This is a genomic window from Vibrio sp. Isolate30 (assembly GCF_022397975.1).
Taxonomy (GTDB): Bacteria; Pseudomonadota; Gammaproteobacteria; order Enterobacterales; family Vibrionaceae; genus Vibrio; species Vibrio fortis.
In genome coordinates, this window is sequence record NZ_JAKEUS010000001.1 from 1,412,086 (window position 1) to 1,430,840 (window position 18,755).

Consider the following 18,755-nt stretch of genomic DNA (forward strand, 5'->3'; position numbering starts at 1 on the left):
TATTTAAAGGATTTAATACATGGATAACTCAAAATTTTCGCTGCTTTCATTTACAGGTAAGATGAAAATCTTGCACCTCAGTTGGATCGCCTTTTTCATCACCTTTGTAGTCTGGTTTAACTTCGCACCACTACTACAAATGGTAAAAACAAGCCTAGGTTTGACCACTGAAGAGATTAAAACCCTTCTGATTTTAAACGTTGCTCTGACCATTCCAGCGCGTGTCGCCATCGGTATGCTGACCGACCGTTATGGTCCAAGACTCGTCTACTCTGCTCTACTGGCGATCTGTTCGATTCCGTGTTTCATGTTCGCACTCGCTGACTCGTTCATTCAAGCAGCCATCGCGCGTTTCCTACTGGGCTTCATCGGTGCAGGCTTCGTGGTCGGTATTCGCTTGGTGTCTGAATGGTTCCCGCACAACGAACTTGGTACTGCAGAAGGCATCTACGGCGGTTGGGGTAACTTTGGTTCAGCTGCGGCGGCCTTTACCCTTCCAACACTGGCACTGGTTTTCGGTGGCGATGAAGGTTGGCGTTACGCGGTAGGTGTAACGGGCGCAATGAGCCTGCTGTTCTCCGTTGTCTTCTACAAAAACGTATCAGACACACCAAAAGGTTCTACCTACTTCAAGCCTGCGCAAGTAACCGCAATGGAAGTGACATCTAAGGGTGACTTTTTCTTTCTACTCATCATGAAGATCCCTATGTACGCGGCATTGGCTCTGCTGGCTTGGAAACTGTCACCATCAGGCATTGGCATGCTTTCAGATACAGCGGTTTATGGTGTATATGCCGTACTCGCAGCACTGTATGTGTACGAAATCACTCAAGTTTGGAAAGTGAACAAGAACGTCTTCAAAGAAGAAGTACCAGAGATTCACCAATACAAATTTAAGCAAGTGGCGGTATTGAACGTTCTGTACTTCGCAACCTTTGGTTCTGAGCTGGCTGTAGTTTCTATGCTACCTCTGTTCTTCTCTGAAACCTTCGAACTGACACCGGTTCTGGCGGGTATGGTAGCTTCGGCTTATGCCTTCATGAACTTAATGTCTCGCCCTGGTGGTGGTTGGATTTCAGATAAATTCGGTCGTAAACCGACACTACTTATCCTAACAGCAGGTCTAGCAGTGGGTTACTTTGCAATGGGCCAAGTAGACAGCACATGGCCTGTATGGCTGGCTGTCGTTGCGGCAATGGCGTGTTCGTTCTTCGTGCAAGCAGGTGAAGGTGCGGTATTCGCAACCGTTCCTCTAATTAAGCGCCGTATGACGGGTCAAATTGCTGGTATGACGGGCGCTTACGGTAACGTGGGTGCGGTGGTTTACCTAACGGTACTTTCTTTCGTGAGTTACCAAACATTCTTCCTAGTGATTGCGGCAACCGCAGTACTTGGCTTTGTTACTCTAATGTTCATGGAAGAGCCAAACGGCCAAATTGCGGAAGTGAATGATGATGGTAGCGTGACACTGATTAACGTATCGAGCTAGCCACTCATTGAATGATATCGGGAGAAGTAACCGAGACTGCAACACTCGGTTACTTCGTTCAAAAGCTCTTGTTTATGACCAGAGCTTTTGTTCTTTCCCTTCGTTTTCAAACAATGAGCAGATAGGAGCAAGGACGTTATGACTCTCTCATTTAGCCAAAGCCAAACCACAGTCGATCCAAAGACAGCGCAAGGCATTCTTCCACAAGCGAGCAATCAACTCAGACTCAACTTTGGTGGCTATTCACACCAAGGGGTAAGAAGCGAGAATCAAGATGCGATTATCGTTAAGCACCCTCAAACCCGAGCCGAACAAGAGTTCAAGGGCAGCGTGGCGTGTATTGCCGATGGTGTGAGTTGCAGTGAACAAGGGCAGAAAGCCAGTCACACTAGCGTGATGCAGTTCATTACGGATTACTACGCTACGCCTGAGAGTTGGAGCATTCAGCGTTCTGCAAAAAAGGTGCTTACTTCTCTCAACTCTTGGATGTTCAACGCCTCATTTTCAGAGCTGGATGATGACAAACAGCTTGCGCACAATACCATGGTGTCGACCTTTAGTGCGGTCATTCTCAAATCAAATACGGCGCATATCTTCCATGTCGGAGATAGCCGAATCTATTTAATTCGCGATGGCAAAATTAAACAGCTAACGCGCGATCATACCCGCAATAACATCGTCAACACCCATTATCTGACTCGTGCGCTCGGTATGGATAGTCAACTGAATGTGGACTATCAAACTCTACCTATTCAAGCAAAAGACCGTTTTATCCTGACCACCGATGGCGTGCATGAATTTGTCGATGAAGCAGATCTGATCGAGGGTGCCGATAACCAAAACGATTTCGAACTGGCGACACAAGCGATCTGTAACAAGGCGCTGGCCATGCACAGCAAAGACAACGTCAGCTGCTTAATGATTGAAGTAACACAACTGCCTAAGCCGTCGTTGATTGAGTTTCACGAGAAGCTGGCAACACGTGTTATTCCTCCGGTTCTCAAGCTCGGCCAGATGATTGATCAGTTTCAGGTATTAGAGGTGCTCTATTCAGGAACGCGCAGCCACGTGTATCGAGTAATACAAGCTCAAACACAAAAGGAGTTCGTGATTAAAGTCCCCTCTCTGCAATATCACGATGATCCTTCGCAATTAAAAGCGTTTTATAACGAGCAGTGGGCTGGGATGCTGCTTAACAATAAACGAATTATGAAGGTCTATCCGACCGATGAGCACTCTCAGTTTCTTTATCAAGTGTGTGAGATGGTTGAAGGCGTGACGCTAAGGCAGTGGATGTACGACAACCCACAACCAAGCCTGTCAGAAGTACGCACTATTTTAGAGAAGATCATTCAGGGCATTCGAGTACTGCAGCGTGCAGATATGGTACACCGCGACCTCAAACCCGAAAACATCATGCTGCTCCCCAATGGCGATATTAAGCTCATCGACCTTGGTGCGGTTTTGATTCGTGGTATCGAAGAAGGGTTACCTGTTGAAGAAGATGCGATTCCCCTCGGCGCGGTCAACTACATTGCCCCAGAAACCATAAAGCAGAACATTGCGACCACACGTTCCGATCTATTCTCTGTGGCGGTGATCGGCTATGAAATGCTAACCGGACAACTGCCCTACCCAGAAATGACGCCGCGCTCTCTGGCTCAGTCTCGTCATCATCAATGGCATTATCAGCCAATCACCCAGCAGCGGACCGACCTTCCCGCTTGGTTTGATCTGGTATTGCAAAAAGCCTGTGCTGAACATCCAACAGAGCGCTATTCCGTACTGGGTGACTTTATCTCTGATCTCTATACACCTAACTCTAAGCTGGTGAAGCGCAAAACCAAACAACCTTTGTTGAACCGTAATCCAATTCAGTTTTGGAAGGTGCTGGCTTTGCTATTAGGTATTGTGGCACTGGTCGAGTTTGGCATCTTGATTCAATGAAAAAAGCCTCCACACCATTAAGGCGCCAAGGCTTCTGCAAGCAAATGAACAGTTCTGGAAGCGAATAAGCTCTTGTAGAAGTAATTAGGCAGGCTAGCTGCGTTTTACTAGGCTTCGTGGCACCAATTCAATGCCTGACTGATAACGTTTTGCCGACGCATTTAGCGCCAAGGCGAAAGCGCTGTCGGCGATCACCTCAAACTGCTGAGGTAGTGAGTGTACTTTGAAGGGTAAGAAATCCAATAGTCGATTATCACCAAAGGTTGCTAACTTCACTTGGTTGACTAGCTCTGGCTTTTCGACCATCACATCCAGTACACCCTCTAGCAAGGTGTAAGACATAGTCACAATCGCATCTGGAACCGTGCCCTTTGCAATCCACTCTTCAAACACTTCTCGACCTGACTCTCGGTCAAAGTGTTCGCCATAACCGACAACCGTGGGTTTGTTCTCTTGAAGCCCTGTCTGTTGAGTGTGCGCTTTGTTTGCAGCTTCGAAACCAAGGTGACGTTCGCGAGAGATGTTTAGATCGGGCAACGCACCAATCAAACCAATACTGTGAATATTGTCATCAAGAATTGAATGGGTTAGTTCAAACGCTGCCTCAAAATCTTCACTGATTACACAAGCAAAATGCTCATCATCTAACGGACGGTCAATCGCAATCACGGGCGTACCAGAGTTTTGCAATTGCAAATAGAACTCGTTGGCATCTGGCATTGAGCTCGCAACCAATAAAGCATCAATACGACGACTCACCAAAGCTTCAGCGACTTTTCGCTCGGTTTCGGCGTCATCATCTGAGCATCCAATCAAGATCTGATAACCCACTTTACGAGAATTCTGCTCGATCAGTTTTGCTAAACGGGCGTAACTGCTGTTCTCTAGGTCTGGGATAATCAAACCAAACGAACGGCTGTTACCTGCTCTCAATGAAGATGCAGCGTGGTCTGGACGGTAGTTATGCTCGTTCACCACAGCCATCACTTTCTGCTGTGTTTTCTCGCTAATGCGGTACTTTTGAGCTTTACCATTAATCACATAACTTGCTGTGGTTTTTGATACACCCGCCAGTTTCGCTATTTCATCAAGTGTCATATCAAGGACCTGTATTTTGTGCGTAGGATCATATAACCAAAGTTCTGATCCTCGGAATAGTTGAATTATATGCTGAATCGATTCAGTATGAAAGCTGAAAGGATTCAGCAAAATCTGAAAAGTGACTCGAATCATCTTTTTTTAGCAACATTGAGATTGATGACTATCTTCTAAAGACAGCGAGGCACAATAGTAGAAACAGATAACAGCAAATCAGTTTTAACAAGAGAACTGGGCTTTGCTGAATTTTTTTACTCTTTTTGCTGAACCGATTCAGCTTGACGTTCAGCAAGGTGTTCAACACTGATTAAGCAGAACGCGAATCGGACATACAGCAACTATGAAGCGACACGCTCAAACAAAGCAATAAGCTAAAGAGGCAACATGCTTAAACTAACTAAATCTGACATTTCGCTTGGTCAATCTGCGCAAGATAAGTTCCAAGCTATTCGTAACATTGCCGGCAAACTAACTGAAAAAGGTCTGGTTGATGAAGGTTACTTAGAAGGAATGCTGAACCGTGAGAATCAAAACTCCACTTTCCTTGGAAACGGTATCGCTATTCCTCATGGCACGACTGACACCCGTGGTTTAGTAAAAGAGACTGGCGTTGCAGTACACCACTTCCCTGAAGGTATCGACTGGGCAGACGGCAACCGCGTTTATGTCGCGATCGGTATTGCGGCGAAATCAGACGAGCACTTAGGCATTCTAAAACGGCTAACCAAAGTTCTTTCTGCTGACGGCGTTGAGCAAAAGCTGCAACAAGCGAAAACAGAAGATGAAATCATCGCCCTACTTCACGGTGAAGTTCAACTTGAAGCAGATTTAGATGCTTCTTTAGTTCAACTTAAGTTCCCAGCAAGCGACATGGTGCAAATGTCGGCAGTGGCTGGCGGCCTACTGAAAAACACAGGTTGTGCAGACAACGCATTCGTTGCTGACCTAGTAACCAAAACGCCAACTCACCTTGGTCAAGGTCTATGGCTTCTTGGTAGCGACAAAGGCGTAACACGCACAGCCGTATCTTTTGTTTCTACGGCGAATGATTGTGAGTTTGAAGGTACTCAAGTGAAGGCACTGGTTGCGTTTGCCGCTTGTAACAGTGCTCACCAAAACATCCTAGCGAACCTAAGCCAACTGGTTTTCGAGGGCAAACAAAATGCGCTGATCGAATCAGACATCGAAGGCGTAATTGCTCAGCTCAAAGGCGAAGCACCGAGCACTTCTGGCGAAGGTTCAGATAACCAAGCGGTATTTAAGATTAAGAACGCGCACGGTCTGCATGCTCGTCCGGGTGCAATGCTGGTCGCAGAAGCGAAGAAATTCGATTCGGCAATTCGCGTATCAAACCTAGATGGCGATGGCAAAGAAGTAAACGCGAAGAGCCTAATGAAAGTCATCGCGCTTGGTGTGAAACACGGCCACCAGCTTCAATTCACTGCAGAAGGTGACGACGCAGCACAAGCTATCGAAGCCATTGGTAAAGCTATCGCTTCTGGCCTTGGTGAAGGTTGAGGATTCGCTATGACTGAATTAAAGCAAATCAAAGCGGTAACCGTAACGCTGAACCCGGCTTTGGACCTAACGGGCAGCGTGAATACGCTCAATGTAGGCTCAGTGAGCTTGGTTAATACAGGCTCTCTGCATGCCGCAGGCAAAGGAGTTAACGTAGCAAAAGTGCTGTCAGAACTGGGTGCAAAAGTAACGGTAACAGGCTTCTTAGGTCGCAACAATGAAGAAGCGTTCTGCCAACTGTTCTCTGAAATGGGAGCAACCGACCGCTTCATTCGTGTCGACGGTGCAACGCGCATTAACGTAAAACTGGTTGAGAACTCAGGTCAAGTGAGCGACATCAACTTCCCGGGCGTACCCGTTGATCAAGATGCGATTGACGCGTTCGAGAAAACACTGATGGAACTGGCTGAAGACCACGATTACTTTGTGATTGCGGGCAGCCTACCACAAGGTGTTTCTCCTGAGCTATGTGCTTCTTGGGTACAACGCCTGCATGACCTAGGCAAAAAAGTGCTATTCGACAGCAGTCGTGACGCATTAAAAGCCGGTATCGATGCTCAACCATGGCTTATCAAACCGAACGACGAAGAGCTTTCTCAGCTGTTCAATGCTGAACTGACTAACCGTGACCAATGCCAACTTGCAGGCCAAGCGCTAAGCGAGAAAGGGATTGAGAACATCGTGGTCTCATTAGGCGCTGATGGCGTGATGTGGCTCAACAACGGAGAGTGGATGCACGCTCAACCGCCACGCATGCAAGTTGTGAGCACAGTAGGCGCAGGTGACACCCTAGTGGCTGGCCTATGTTGGGGTCACATGCAGCTGATGCCTAAAGCAGAACTTATTCAATTCGCTACCGCCCTTTCGGCACTTGCTGTGTCTCAAGTAGGCGTTGGTTTAACCAGCCAAGAAGAGCTGGACTCAGTACGACAAAATATCCAATTACAGGCGCTTAACACTCCAACTGGCCAGTTTGAGTCAAGCAAATAGGACAAAGGTTTACTATGAATATTACCATTATCACAGCATGCCCGAGTGGCGTTGCAAACAGCATCATCGCAGCAGGTCTACTTGAGAAGGCAGCTAAGGAACTAGGTTGGAGCGCAAACATCGAGTGCCAATCAACCGTTCTTCCAAGTGAAGCGGTTTCTGAGCAAGTGATCGCAAGCAGCGATGCCATCGTTATTGCGGCAAACACGGACGTAGACACACAGCGCTTTGTCGGCAAAAAAGTCTACCAAGCGCCAATCTCTGAGTGCACTGCAGACGCAAAAGCATTTCTAGAGAATGCGGTTGCGAACGCGAAAGAGCTAGACGCTTCACAAGTCACCACCGCGAAAACAGAAGTTAAAGCAAGTGGTGCGAAGAAGATTGTCGCTATCACCGCTTGCCCTACTGGTGTTGCACACACCTTCATGGCCGCTGAAGCGCTAGAGAATGAAGGTCAACGTCTTGGTCACCAAATCAAGGTTGAAACACGTGGTTCAGTGGGTGCGAAAAACCAACTGACTGACCAAGAAATTGCAGAAGCAGACTTAGTCATCATCGCCGCAGACATCGACGTTCCACTTGATCGTTTCAACGGCAAGCCGCTATACAAAACAACGACGGGTCCTGCACTTAAGAAAACGACTCAAGAGTTTGAAAAAGCGTTCGCAGAAGCAACGCCATACCAACACACGGCATCGTCTTCACAAGCAGCACCTGCTGACGAGAAGAAAGGCGTATACAAGCACCTAATGACCGGTGTGTCTCACATGCTTCCAGTCGTGGTTGCGGGTGGTTTGATCATCGCACTCTCTTTCGTATTCGGTATCGAAGCGTTCAAAGAAGAAGGCACACTAGCAGCAGCACTGATGACCATTGGTGGTGGTTCGGCATTCGCTCTGATGATTCCGGTTCTGGCTGGTTTCATTGCATTCTCAATTGCTGACCGTCCGGGTCTGGCTCCGGGTCTGATCGGCGGTATGTTGGCGAGCTCAACAGGCGCAGGTTTCCTAGGTGGTATCGCAGCAGGTTTCATCGCAGGTTACTCAGCCAAGTTCATTGCTGACAAGGTTCAACTTCCACAATCTATGGAAGCCCTTAAACCGATTCTTATCATTCCATTTATCGCGAGCTTATTTACTGGCTTGGTAATGGTGTACATCGTAGGTGGTCCGGTTTCTGGCGTAATGAGCGCAATGACTGACTTCCTAAACAACATGGGTACGTCTAACGCGATTCTTCTGGGTGTGATTCTAGGCGCAATGATGTGTTTCGACCTCGGTGGCCCAGTAAACAAAGCGGCTTACACATTCGGTGTTGGTCTATTGGCTTCACAAACTTACGCACCAATGGCGGCTATCATGGCAGCGGGTATGGTTCCTGCTCTAGGTATGGGTCTTGCAACTTTCCTAGTGAAAGACAAGTTTGAAGCGGGCGAGCGTGAAGCGGGTAAAGCATCATTCGTACTTGGCCTATGTTTCATCTCTGAAGGTGCGATTCCATTCGCAGCGAAAGATCCAATGCGTGTTATCCCTGCATGTATGGCTGGTGGCGCACTGACTGGTGCTCTATCAATGCTGTTCGGTGCACAACTGATGGCTCCTCACGGTGGTCTGTTCGTACTATTGATTCCGGGTGCTATCTCTCCTGTGCTGATGTACCTAGTAGCAATTGCAGCAGGTACGGCGGTTACTGGTTTCGGTTACGCAGCTCTGAAAAAGATGAGCGACTCAAAAGTAACAGCAGAAGCATAATCCCCCTATTCTGCTAAGCTCCGATAAAGTGACTTTATAAGCAAAGGCTCCTCAATTGAGGAGCCTTTTTGTTTCTTTAATTTGTAGCCGATTCGACATCATCGACAATCACTGGTAACTGAAATGAGAAAGTCACACCTTCAACATCCGTTGTATCAATTTGACGAATCATCTCCACTAAGTGCCCTTGAGTATCGAGTCGGAGCTTTTGTTGCTCAGCACTTTGAAACAATGACTCCAACGCAGCGCTGTATGCTACATCTGATACCAAATAAACCTCGCTACATAAGTAGTAACCCTCAGCAATGATCACATCATGCTGGCTAGGGTCCGCCTGCCAATTGCCAATACAGAGATCAATCTCATCCCATGTTTTGCGCATCTGCTTTAATGGTGTGGTGCTCATTAACTTAGTCGATTTTCTACCATACAACTCAAATACAGTGTCCCAATCAGGGTCATCTAGCTTTAAGTTTTTCATGCTTCGTTGTGGGTACCAGACCAATTCGGTTGGAATCGATTGAGCAAGCTGGCTCTCTATCGATCCACTTCCTGTCGGGTGTGCAAGCCGTTTAAGGAAATCTGCGGTTTCTCGTGGAGTCGCTTCGTATCCCATTCTACGAATTTGTTTGGCAGTCACGCCGAGGTCTCTTTTCAATGCTTTACCAAGCGCTTGAGACGAAGAGAAGCCGCAATATTGGGCTATCTCCATTGCACTCCACGGCTCATCGTTCAATAGCAAACTCACCGCCACCTGTAGCCGGATTCGACCTAGGTATTGGCCCGGTGTCTCATGGAACAATTCAGCAAACTGGCGATGAAAATGATACGGAGAAATCGCAGCGGCAGTCGCGATTTCTTCCCAAGTACGTCGCTCTGCCCACTCTTCATGCATCATGGTCAGAGCTTGAGTGAAACGCTTCTTTTGATGATCCGGAAGAGATTTCAACAACGCCACCTCCGGCACCAATTGAAATGCCGGTCTAGGTTCTAACATAGATTGGTTCTTCTCGTCCTTGTTACTCATGCTCTTTCCAATATGGGGCAATCGATGCCCGAGTTCTAATGTAATATCCGTCACTATGCGTTCTCTAAAAGCCATTCGTAATCTAAAGGCTATGCGTAGTCTAAAGAAAGCGACGTTTGCTCGATTTTCGGCGCTTTGCGACAAAATAAACCGAGCAGCACCGGAATCAAAATTAAGGTGACCGCCGTAGCAAACAGCTCACCAAACACCAGCGAGACTGCGGCAGGTTTTAAGTACTGCGCCTGCTCTGCCGTTTCACTGAGCAGCGGTAACAAACCACACACAGTAGTAATGGTCGTCAGGAATATTGCTCGTAGTCGACTGGTTCCTGCAATCACCAAGGCTTTCTGCAGCGGTACCCCACTTCGATACTCCGAGTTAAATCGAGTGATGAGAACCAATGAATCATTGATAACAATACCTGTCATCGCCATCATCCCAAACATAGAGAGCAAACTGATTGGCAGATCCATGATGTAGTGGCCGAAGATCGCGCCGGCAAAGCCGAACGGAATCACAGCCATAATAATAAAGGGCTGCCAGTAAGATTTAAGTGGCACTGCCAGCAAAATGTAAATCAACAACAGAGTGAGGATCATGGCGGTTTTAAAGCCTGACGAAACCTCGCCAATCTCTTCAAATTCGCCCCCTGCTCTTATCGTGACGTCAGGATATTGAGCTTCCAGTTCTGTGATGGTCTCATCCAACTGCGCCATAGTTTGCTCTGGCGATTGAATATCACGATTCTGCTTCCAGTATAGGTTAAGCACTTGCTCGCGATTACGACGGTACACGACTTGTGGCTCCTGTTCGTATTGAAGGCTCGCAACATCGCCGAGTAACACCGAACCACCATCAGGTAGGCGAATCATGGCTTGTTCTAACTGAGACAGCGTCTGACGGTGCTCTCTTGCATATTGCAGTAAAACCTTGGTCTCTTGCCCTTTTTCAAGCAGGCGATGTATTTCTCGCTCACCATAAGCCTCACCAACCAGTTTTGCGAGTTTATCTTGCGTTAGCCCCAACTGTTCACCAAATCGATTTACCACAATACGCACCTGCGGCGAACCGGCTTGTCCATCGTCATACACATCTGAAACGCCGCTCAAGCTGGCAAGTTTTTCAGACAGTAATTGGCTCACTTGTTTAGCCAGTAACCTGTCACTTGCTGATACCGTAATGAAGGTACCACCTGCAGGCTCTTCTGCCGCGCTAAATTGAGTCGAATACGCTCCCTCTACGGCTCCTGTAGCACCACGCCAACGGTCAATCAATAGGTTACTTGGTAAAGTGCTGAGTGATTCAGTTGTTAGCTCCGCTGTTACTTCAATCTCACCAAAACCGTCTGACCACGCTAGTAGGTTAACCACTGGAGCTTCGCTTAAAGGAAAATCATCCATCAAGCTCTGCTCAACCTTCGCCATTGCTAATTCAACTTGTGACAGTGCTTGCTGCTGTAACGGCAGTGGCGCACCATCTTCCAGTTCGATTTTTGCGGTAACGTAACGCCCTGGGATCTCAGGGAACAGTGCGCTTCGGATAGCGCCATTCGACCACATTCCATATGCTAAGGTGATCATGGCAACAAACCCCAATAACGACGCGAACTTATAGTTCAACGTATGCTCCAGCACGGGCTTATAAACTCGCAGGTTAAACGCCTGAAGCGCCTGCTGAGCCTTACCTTGGATTCGTGTAATGATGTTTCGACGCGGTTTAGATTCAATCTGCGCAAGGTGCGAAGGCAGGATGAACTTGCTCTCCACCAGCGAGAAAATCAATGCGAAGATCACCACTGCAGAGAAGCCCGCCAACACCTTAGCCAATTCATTGTTGATCCACAGCATCGGTGAAAAGGCAGCGATGGTAGTAAGCACGCCAAAGACAGTTGCAACCGATACCGAGTGAACGCCTTGCCACGCTGCAAGCTTGGGATCGATCGCCTTTCCCGCTGGCGATGGCGATGGCGTCCGCTTTTCGTGGATTGCCTCACCCACAACCACCGCATCATCTACTAAGATCCCGAGCACCAAAATGAAGCCAAACAGAGTTATATCATTAACGCTGTAATTCGTTAGCTGCATGGAAACCAACGTGCCTGCGAGCGCAACGGGAATGCCGACCGCGACCCAGAATGCTAGCTTGAGTTCAAGAAACAGCCCCAACAAGACAATAACAATCAATAGCCCTTGCCATGCGTTGTCACCTAAGCGAAATAGTTGTTCTTCGATGTAAGGTGCCATATCCGCCATGGTATCCAGCGAAATATCAGACGGCAGCTGTGCTCGCTGCTCTTTAAGCACTTGTTGAACCGCCTCGCTCACCTTAAGTAAGTTATCGGTTTGGCTCGTGCTTATCAGAAGTGCAATTGCATTCGAACCGTTATTTCGGACGATGGAACCGCTCTGTTCATAGGCTCGGCTAAGCTTGGCAATATCACCCAATCGCACTTTGCCGTTTGCATTTGCGATCACAACCAAATCATTGAGCTTCTGCAAGTCATCTGCGTAGCCGTCACCACGAATGATCACGCGGCCTTTGCTGCTAAGAAGCTCACCAGTTCGAGACTCAAACGAGCGTTGCTCAATCAACTGCGCGAGCTCTTCTAACGTAATGCCCAAGTTCTCAAGCTCTTGCGGCTTTGGCTCGATGATCAACTGAGGATTTCGTGAACCCCAATTCGATACCTTGGATATCTGAGCGTGCTTTTTTAGTGCTTGCTCAACTTGCCTCGCAATCGGTTGAAGCTCTGCATCGCTGCGATCCCCAGACACAATCACGAATGCCGCAAGATTGGTAAACTCGTTGCGAACTACCTGTGGCTTTTCTGCCTGTACGGGAAACCCATTTATCGCATTGACTTGGTTGCGTACATCATCCAACAGTTTGTCTAAATCGGTTGAGCTGGTTTTGCGTACCACCACTCGCGACATACCTGCGCTTGATTGGCTGGTGATCTGCTTAATACCTGCGATACCACTGATCGACTCTTCAATGCGCTGCGTGACACTTTCGTCAATCTGCTGCGCGGTACCTCCTGGGTACGCCACATTAATCACCACCGACGACGGTGCGATCTGAGGAAAAGACTCAACCCTAAGGTGCCCAAACGAGAGCACACCACTGACCACAATCGCCATCATCAGTAGGTTGGCAGCAACTGGATTATGGATAAACCACTTGGTTAACCAATTCATGGCGTCACCTCTTCCGATTGCGTTGCTTTAGAGGCGATAGCTGTCGTTAATTCAAGCGCCTCAACCGTGCGAATCGGGGCAACTTGCTTACCCGCTAACATTGAAGACAAAGGATATTTAACCACTGAGCGAGTTTTTTGTTTATGATCAGAGAACTTCACATGCACTTGCTCTTGAGTCTCCTCTACCAGTGTCACTCGCTCTTTTTGCAATTGATCGTGACTATCTAACGTCCAGACATAGCCGTCGCGCGTTAAACTGCTTATCGGAAGCGAACTCACGTCAGTTTGTTCACCAAGATTCACCTTTACCTCAACCTGTTGATTTGGGAACAAACGTGGCACCTGATATGGGTTTTGAACCGAGAGCACGACTTGTCGTTGGCGAGTAACCGGATCAACGTTTGGCGAAACATAGCGCACTGCGGCTGGCCAACGCTGTCCAGAGCGGCCAACCACGATTATCTCTGGCTGAGAAGCTTCTTGCCCTTTAAGTACCGCTTGCTGAACTCTTGCCCAATGTAACTCAGATACTGGTAGCGCAACGTCAATCGAATCGCTAGCAGCCAGATCAAACGTGGCTTGTCCCGCTTCTATCCACTCTCCTGGACTCACATGACGATTCAAAATCACTGCATCAAAGGGCGCAACGATGGTGGCTTCTTTAAGTAATTTTGTCGCACTCTGATAAGCCTGTTTTGCTTGAGTTAACTCGGCTTTGGCCGCTGCAACCTGTGGTTCTTTGCGGGCAAACGCGGAACTTTTACTTGGATTGAGCATTTTGAGTGCCACGGTTTGTTCATGTTCTATTTGCTTTAGATTCAGTTCCGCTTGTTTGACCTGGCTCAGAGCCATCGCAACGTTGGAGCGCAGTGCACTGTTATCTAACTTAGCCAATACGTCGCCTTCTTTTATTAATGTTCCCGGCTCCATCGCCAAGTTGACCCAAGCTAGCTGAGCACTGCTTGATGCCTTGAGTTGAATTGGCCAGCGTGACTGTGTGACGGCCAACAGATTCAATGAGGCTTCATAGGTAGTTGGCGTCACTTCAATTACAGACACAGGGGCAAGAATGGCCTCTTTTTCTTCCAGTGTGACCGGATCGGGTTCGAGTTCATCGACAAGAATTAAGGCAGCGAGAATCGCCACACAGCCGAGGGCAATGGAAAGCGGCTTTTTAAACTTCATAAGGCTTCTCCTTCATAACCTGTTGTTTGGTTTTTTGATTAAGACGCTGGCTGATTTCACCAAGTCGAGAAAGGGTTTGTAGGGTAATTGGCAGTAGCACCGCCGTTTCAACGAACTCCAATGAGTAAGTCACAATCGAAAAGACCTGCCCCGGCGTCGGTGAATCCATGTAACTCACTAGCCATAAGTTACCCAGCACCGCAGAAAACAGCAGCGTGAAGATAAATCCATACACAATGGCTTCAGTGTCGGAAAGTTTCACTTCACACTGTTTGAGGCGTTCAAAGTGATGTCGAATAGCAGACAATTTAGCCGCGCCGAGCAACAAGACTTGCTGTTCAACTTGATCATTAAATTCGCCATTCAAACGAGTAAAGGTGTGATGAAATAATCCGTAGATGATCAGCATTACAATGCCCGCCCCCAACATAGATAACGCCAGTGAATGATCGAAGGTTGCCAAGATCACCACAGTGGCAATCAGTTGAACTACCGCCGTCATCAAGGAAGGCAGGTCGTCTTCGAGGAAATCGACCAATTCGCGGGACATGGTCAAGCGCGCATCTTTGGCTGATAGCTCTAAACCTCGTAGGTTTCTCTCGACCAAATTCGCAAGCTTAACTCTAATAGAGCCATAAACACGGGTGTCGTAGAAACGACGAGCAACGCTAACAATCACCAGTACAAACAAGCACAAGGCCAGCATCAATAGGGGTTGCAGATCCTGCTGTAGTACACCGTCTATTGCGAAACCAATAAACAGAGGCAATAGAATCAGCATAATGTTTTCGATAAGTACCATCAGCCACGTCAAGAGAACCTTCCAAAGATTCAAACGGATGATGGTGAACAGTGAGATGGGTTGTTTGAAGCTCATTATTGACCCCGTAAATAATTATGGCGTCAGTATTACTAATTCGACGTTGGAAAAAGTGTCCCAAATTGCTGTATTGAGGTTTTTATCTTTGGTTACCTTTTGATTACCTCCCTCCCGTTATCTTGTTTATCAACACGAGAATGCACACTCGCTATTCTCAATATCCAATAACAAACAGGGAGAGTGACAATGAAACTGTTCGCTTCAATACTCACAACAACGGCCATTACCGGCGCGATTTGGGCAGCTCTACATACCCAACCTGCGATTGCAGACGCAAAGACTCAAACCAATGCCGACGCCAGTGAAAACACTAACGCCAGCGCGGCACTCATTACAGCGTCTAACGACAAGACCGATATGACAAAAGCAGGTTCTATTATTGGGGTAACCAAGACAGTTGCGCTCGATTCGGTCCCGCAAGTCTGGGCGCTCTTTTATGAGCAGGTTGAATCCAACAATAATCCGAACTTAAGTACGCCGAATGTTGTAGGCAATGAAGTGATTGTTCTTTACCAAGATATCACTAAAGATTTCAGCGAAGCTAAAGTCACCGTCGGCTTTGTACAAAACGCGACGTCTGATGCGAAGCCTAATGCGAATTTTCCAAGCATCAAACAAGCCGTAACGCTGCTGAATAAAGGGCAACATGATGATACGGAGCTAACAAACGCTTGGGAGATGATAGATTTTCGACGCGAAGTGAAGGCCGTACTCGAACGCCACTATCTAAATCAGCACGGGCTGCCTGATTCCAGTGAACTCTATGTCTACTATAAATAGAACCAACAAGGATAATCGTCATGGAATTTCTGTCTCAGATCTTTAGTGAAGGCCAAATCATATTCACCGAAACTTGGGTCGATGATAACTTTGTCATCGTCGCTCTGGCGTTGTTTATATTTGAATTGATTCGCTATGCATTCAAAAAGAAACTCTCTTGGAACATGTTAGGTGACAGCCTGACTAACTTCGTCACTCTATTTTTCTTATTAGTGATCGTGTTTTTCATAGGCCTTGCCTACGTAGGTGCCTTTGTTTTCGCTTATGAAAATTTTAGTTTGACTCAGCTACCCATCACAGGTTGGACGATTTTAGGTTGTTTGATCTTGGCGGATCTTGCCTATTACTGGGAGCATCGCTTCTTGCACAGCAATGGGTTCGCGTGGGGAACACACTCGGTGCACCACAGTTCCCCCTACTTTAATATCTCCGTGGCATACCGTTTTGGGCCGCTGGATTGGTTTTTCCCATTCTTCTTCCACTTGCCGTTGATTCTGCTTGGATTCAACCCGTTTGTTGTGTTGATGTGCGAGACGTTTGTTCAGCTTTATCAAACGCTACTTCACACAGAGACGGTGAAGAAGTTGCCACGACCTATCGAAGCAGTGTTCAATACGCCCTCTCACCACAGGGTTCACCATGCGACCAACAAGCAATACCTCGACAAAAACTACGCTGGTATCTTGATCATCTGGGATCGCATGTTTGGTACCTTTGCGAGAGAAGAAGAAACCGTAAGCTATGGCGTTTTCCCAAGAATCAATTCGGTGAACCCATTAAAAGTATACTTCCACGGTTACGGAAAACTCCTCAGCCAAATGTGGCACGCACCAAATTGGACGTACCGCTTACAACTCTTGGTACAACCACCAATATGGGCTTGGAGGAGAGAACGAGAATCAAGAAAGGAAACCCATGACCATTCACGCACTTTTGATTGAAGATGACAGTGATCTAGCTGAAGCCATTGCTGATTACATGGAACTCGATGGCTTCGAGTTCGACTTTGCCTACAACGGAATGGCAGGGTTGAATCTCGCGCTAAGCGGTAGCTACGACTTGATTCTCACCGACATTAATATGCCGAAAATGGATGGGCTTGATGTTTGCCAATCACTGAGAGCGCAAGGAATCACGACACCGATCTTAATGTTAACAGCCAGAGACACCTTAGAAGACAAAATCGCGGGCTTCGATGTGGGTTCCGATGACTATCTCGTCAAACCTTTCGCGATGGAAGAACTAAAGGTACGTTTAATGGCGTTAGTGCGCCGCTCACAAGGGGTGGTCTCTACCCTTTGTGCCGTTAACGTTGAGGTGAACCTTAATACCCATCAAGCCACTCGCAGTGGAGAGCCATTAAAGCTCTCCCCTGTGTGCTGGCGTATGCTGGTAACGCTAGTCAAAAACAGCCCCAATGTGGTGGCTCGTGCAAAATTAGAAGAGGCTTGGGAGGACGAACTACCAACCCCAGACAGCTTTAAGGCCCAGCTATTTAAGCTAAGACAAGTGGTTGACGCCCCTTTTGATTCAAAGCTAATTCATACTGTGCACGGCGTCGGAGTGGCATTGCGAGAGGAAGCATAATGAAACGCGTCAGCATCAAGAGAGACATCTATCTTTATCTGTTTGGTCTTTTACTGCTACTCACGGCGGCTTACGGCTTGATGGTTTCTCAGAGTTATCATATTGGCATCAACGAGAGCGCCAAATACGGCTTCCTGTATGAGTTAAAAGCAGCAGAGCAACACTACCTCACCACGGGAGAAGCGCCTCGTAGTGACAATCCAACCTTTCAGGTATTCCTTGAGCCCTCTCAAATCCCAGCCAAGTTTCAGCAAGCATTCTCGTGGCAGGATTTTCAAGCCGACGAAATCTATGAAGCCTACATAAACCCGACTTCCAACTCATATCAAGATTATGGGAAGTATCTTTATGCGGCCAAGCATCCTGTACCCGGTAGTGATCAGATCCTCTACATCGTTTCTGAATACGATGAAGCGCTATATCTGGCGCTATTTGAGTTAAGCCCACCAGAATCAGTCTCTCAGTTTAACTCAGCGTTTTTGGTGATTGGTGGTTTGTTGTTATTGGTGTTCTTGTCGATTCGAGTGCTCGTTTACCGCCTAACGAAACCAATCCTGACGCTATCAACTTGGTCAAAGACGCTCGATCTTGATGACGTCAGCCATCTAGAGAAGTTTCGTTACAGTGAGATTCAGACCTTAGCCGAGCAGTTAATTCGTAGTGTTGAAGGAGAACGCAGCGCCAATGATCGTGAGCGCTTCTTCCTGCGAGCAGCCAGCCATGAATTGCGTACCCCAATCACCACCATCTCTGCCAGCGGAGATATGCTAGAACGCCTTGCTGAACATATCCCAAACAGTGGCCAGCGCGCGGTTGCTCGTATTCAGCGATCTGTTCAAAGCATGCAGACTCTTGTGATAACCCTTTTGTGGATGAGCCGCAATAGTAACCTTGAGACCCAGTATGAATCGATCCCTACAAAACCTTTGTTAGTGCAGATCGTGAATAGTCAGCAATACCTACTCTCCCAAAAACAAGTCGAGGTAGAGACACAAGTCAGCTGTGATGAGATCCACCAACCCAAAGAGCTTCTCGAAGTCGTGCTGACCAATCTTGTCCGAAATGCATTTCAACATGGTGGTCACGGTAAAGTCACCATGAGATTAAGTGACCAAGAATTTGAGATCAGTAACACCTCACCCGACCCAACTTTGGCTGCAGACAGTAACCGAGACACGTCTTTCGGTATAGGTTTAGAATTGGTTGAACGTGTCTGTAACAGCCAGGGTTGGCAGTTGGCGCACAGGCAGCACCAAGATGCCTTTATCGTCACGGTTCGCTTCAATAACTTGTAATTCGAGTGA

The 18,755-nt window shown here is 47.6% G+C and carries 14 protein-coding genes; 9 read left to right on the forward strand and 5 right to left on the reverse strand.

Translation table 11 applies throughout. The features are described 5' to 3' along the window. Positions 1-19 precede the first annotated feature (19 nt). Together L1D60_RS06155 and L1D60_RS06160 are read left to right on the forward strand one after the other, a co-directional pair. Positions 20-1,489: a NarK family nitrate/nitrite MFS transporter gene (locus tag L1D60_RS06155; protein WP_239840217.1), complete on the forward strand. Its 1,470-nt coding sequence runs from the start codon at positions 20-22 to the stop codon at positions 1,487-1,489. A 138-nt stretch (positions 1,490-1,627) separates the two neighbouring features. Then, entirely contained in the window at positions 1,628-3,436 is a 1,809-nt protein-coding gene (locus L1D60_RS06160) for a bifunctional protein-serine/threonine kinase/phosphatase (RefSeq protein WP_239840218.1), read from the forward strand. Between the two features lie 93 nt (positions 3,437-3,529). Here L1D60_RS06160 and cra read toward each other — a convergent pair whose 3' ends face one another. Continuing rightward, positions 3,530-4,534: a catabolite repressor/activator gene (gene cra, locus L1D60_RS06165; protein ID WP_239840219.1), complete on the reverse strand. Its 1,005-nt coding sequence runs from the start codon at positions 4,532-4,534 to the stop codon at positions 3,530-3,532. 384 nt (positions 4,535-4,918) lie between these two features. On the opposite strand from cra, the gene fruB reads away from it, so the two are divergent. The 3 genes from fruB to fruA are packed head-to-tail and all read left to right on the forward strand — an operon-like array spanning position 4,919 to position 8,793. Continuing rightward, positions 4,919-6,052 carry a fused PTS fructose transporter subunit IIA/HPr protein gene (gene fruB / locus L1D60_RS06170; protein ID WP_239840220.1) on the forward strand — a complete coding sequence of 378 codons (1,134 nt, stop codon included), beginning with the start codon at positions 4,919-4,921 and terminating at the stop codon, positions 6,050-6,052. A 9-nt stretch (positions 6,053-6,061) separates the two neighbouring features. Next, the gene (gene pfkB, locus L1D60_RS06175) at positions 6,062-7,042 is read left to right on the forward strand and encodes a 1-phosphofructokinase (protein ID WP_239840221.1); all 981 of its coding nucleotides are present in this window, start codon (positions 6,062-6,064) and stop codon (positions 7,040-7,042) included. Positions 7,043-7,056: 14 nt separating this feature from the next. Continuing rightward, positions 7,057-8,793 (forward strand): PTS fructose transporter subunit IIBC, encoded by a 1,737-nt coding sequence (gene fruA / locus L1D60_RS06180; RefSeq protein ID WP_239840222.1) that lies wholly within the window; start codon positions 7,057-7,059, stop codon positions 8,791-8,793. 76 nt (positions 8,794-8,869) lie between these two features. Here the strand turns inward: fruA and L1D60_RS06185 are convergent, their stop codons facing one another. The 4 genes from L1D60_RS06185 to L1D60_RS06200 all read right to left on the reverse strand — a co-directional run bounded on the left by L1D60_RS06185 (position 8,870) and on the right by L1D60_RS06200 (position 15,081). Continuing rightward, the gene (locus L1D60_RS06185) at positions 8,870-9,820 is read right to left on the reverse strand and encodes an AraC family transcriptional regulator (protein ID WP_239840223.1); all 951 of its coding nucleotides are present in this window, start codon (positions 9,818-9,820) and stop codon (positions 8,870-8,872) included. Between the two features lie 89 nt (positions 9,821-9,909). After that, complete coding sequence (locus L1D60_RS06190) at positions 9,910-13,017, reverse strand: efflux RND transporter permease subunit (protein ID WP_239840224.1); 3,108 nt, start codon at positions 13,015-13,017, stop codon at positions 9,910-9,912. Next, a complete protein-coding gene (locus L1D60_RS06195; protein WP_239840225.1) occupies positions 13,014-14,204 on the reverse strand; it encodes an efflux RND transporter periplasmic adaptor subunit in 1,191 nt (396 codons plus the stop codon). Before L1D60_RS06195 ends, L1D60_RS06190 begins: the two co-directional genes overlap by 4 nt. Continuing rightward, the gene (locus L1D60_RS06200; protein ID WP_239840226.1) at positions 14,194-15,081 is read right to left on the reverse strand and encodes an ABC transporter six-transmembrane domain-containing protein; all 888 of its coding nucleotides are present in this window, start codon (positions 15,079-15,081) and stop codon (positions 14,194-14,196) included. Before L1D60_RS06200 ends, L1D60_RS06195 begins: the two co-directional genes overlap by 11 nt. Positions 15,082-15,270: 189 nt before the next feature. On the opposite strand from L1D60_RS06200, the gene L1D60_RS06205 reads away from it, so the two are divergent. From L1D60_RS06205 to L1D60_RS06220, 4 genes are read left to right on the forward strand one after another with little or no spacing between them, the layout of a single operon-like run. Then, positions 15,271-15,864: a hypothetical protein gene (locus L1D60_RS06205; RefSeq protein ID WP_239840227.1), complete on the forward strand. Its 594-nt coding sequence runs from the start codon at positions 15,271-15,273 to the stop codon at positions 15,862-15,864. A gap of 20 nt (positions 15,865-15,884) precedes the next feature. Next, positions 15,885-16,805, forward strand: coding sequence for a sterol desaturase family protein (locus tag L1D60_RS06210; RefSeq protein WP_239840228.1), 921 nt, complete (start codon positions 15,885-15,887; stop codon positions 16,803-16,805). Next, the gene (locus L1D60_RS06215; RefSeq protein ID WP_239840229.1) at positions 16,780-17,451 is read left to right on the forward strand and encodes a response regulator transcription factor; all 672 of its coding nucleotides are present in this window, start codon (positions 16,780-16,782) and stop codon (positions 17,449-17,451) included. Before L1D60_RS06210 ends, L1D60_RS06215 begins: the two co-directional genes overlap by 26 nt. Next, positions 17,451-18,746, forward strand: coding sequence for a HAMP domain-containing sensor histidine kinase (locus L1D60_RS06220; protein WP_239840230.1), 1,296 nt, complete (start codon positions 17,451-17,453; stop codon positions 18,744-18,746). Before L1D60_RS06215 ends, L1D60_RS06220 begins: the two co-directional genes overlap by 1 nt. Positions 18,747-18,755 lie beyond the last annotated feature (9 nt).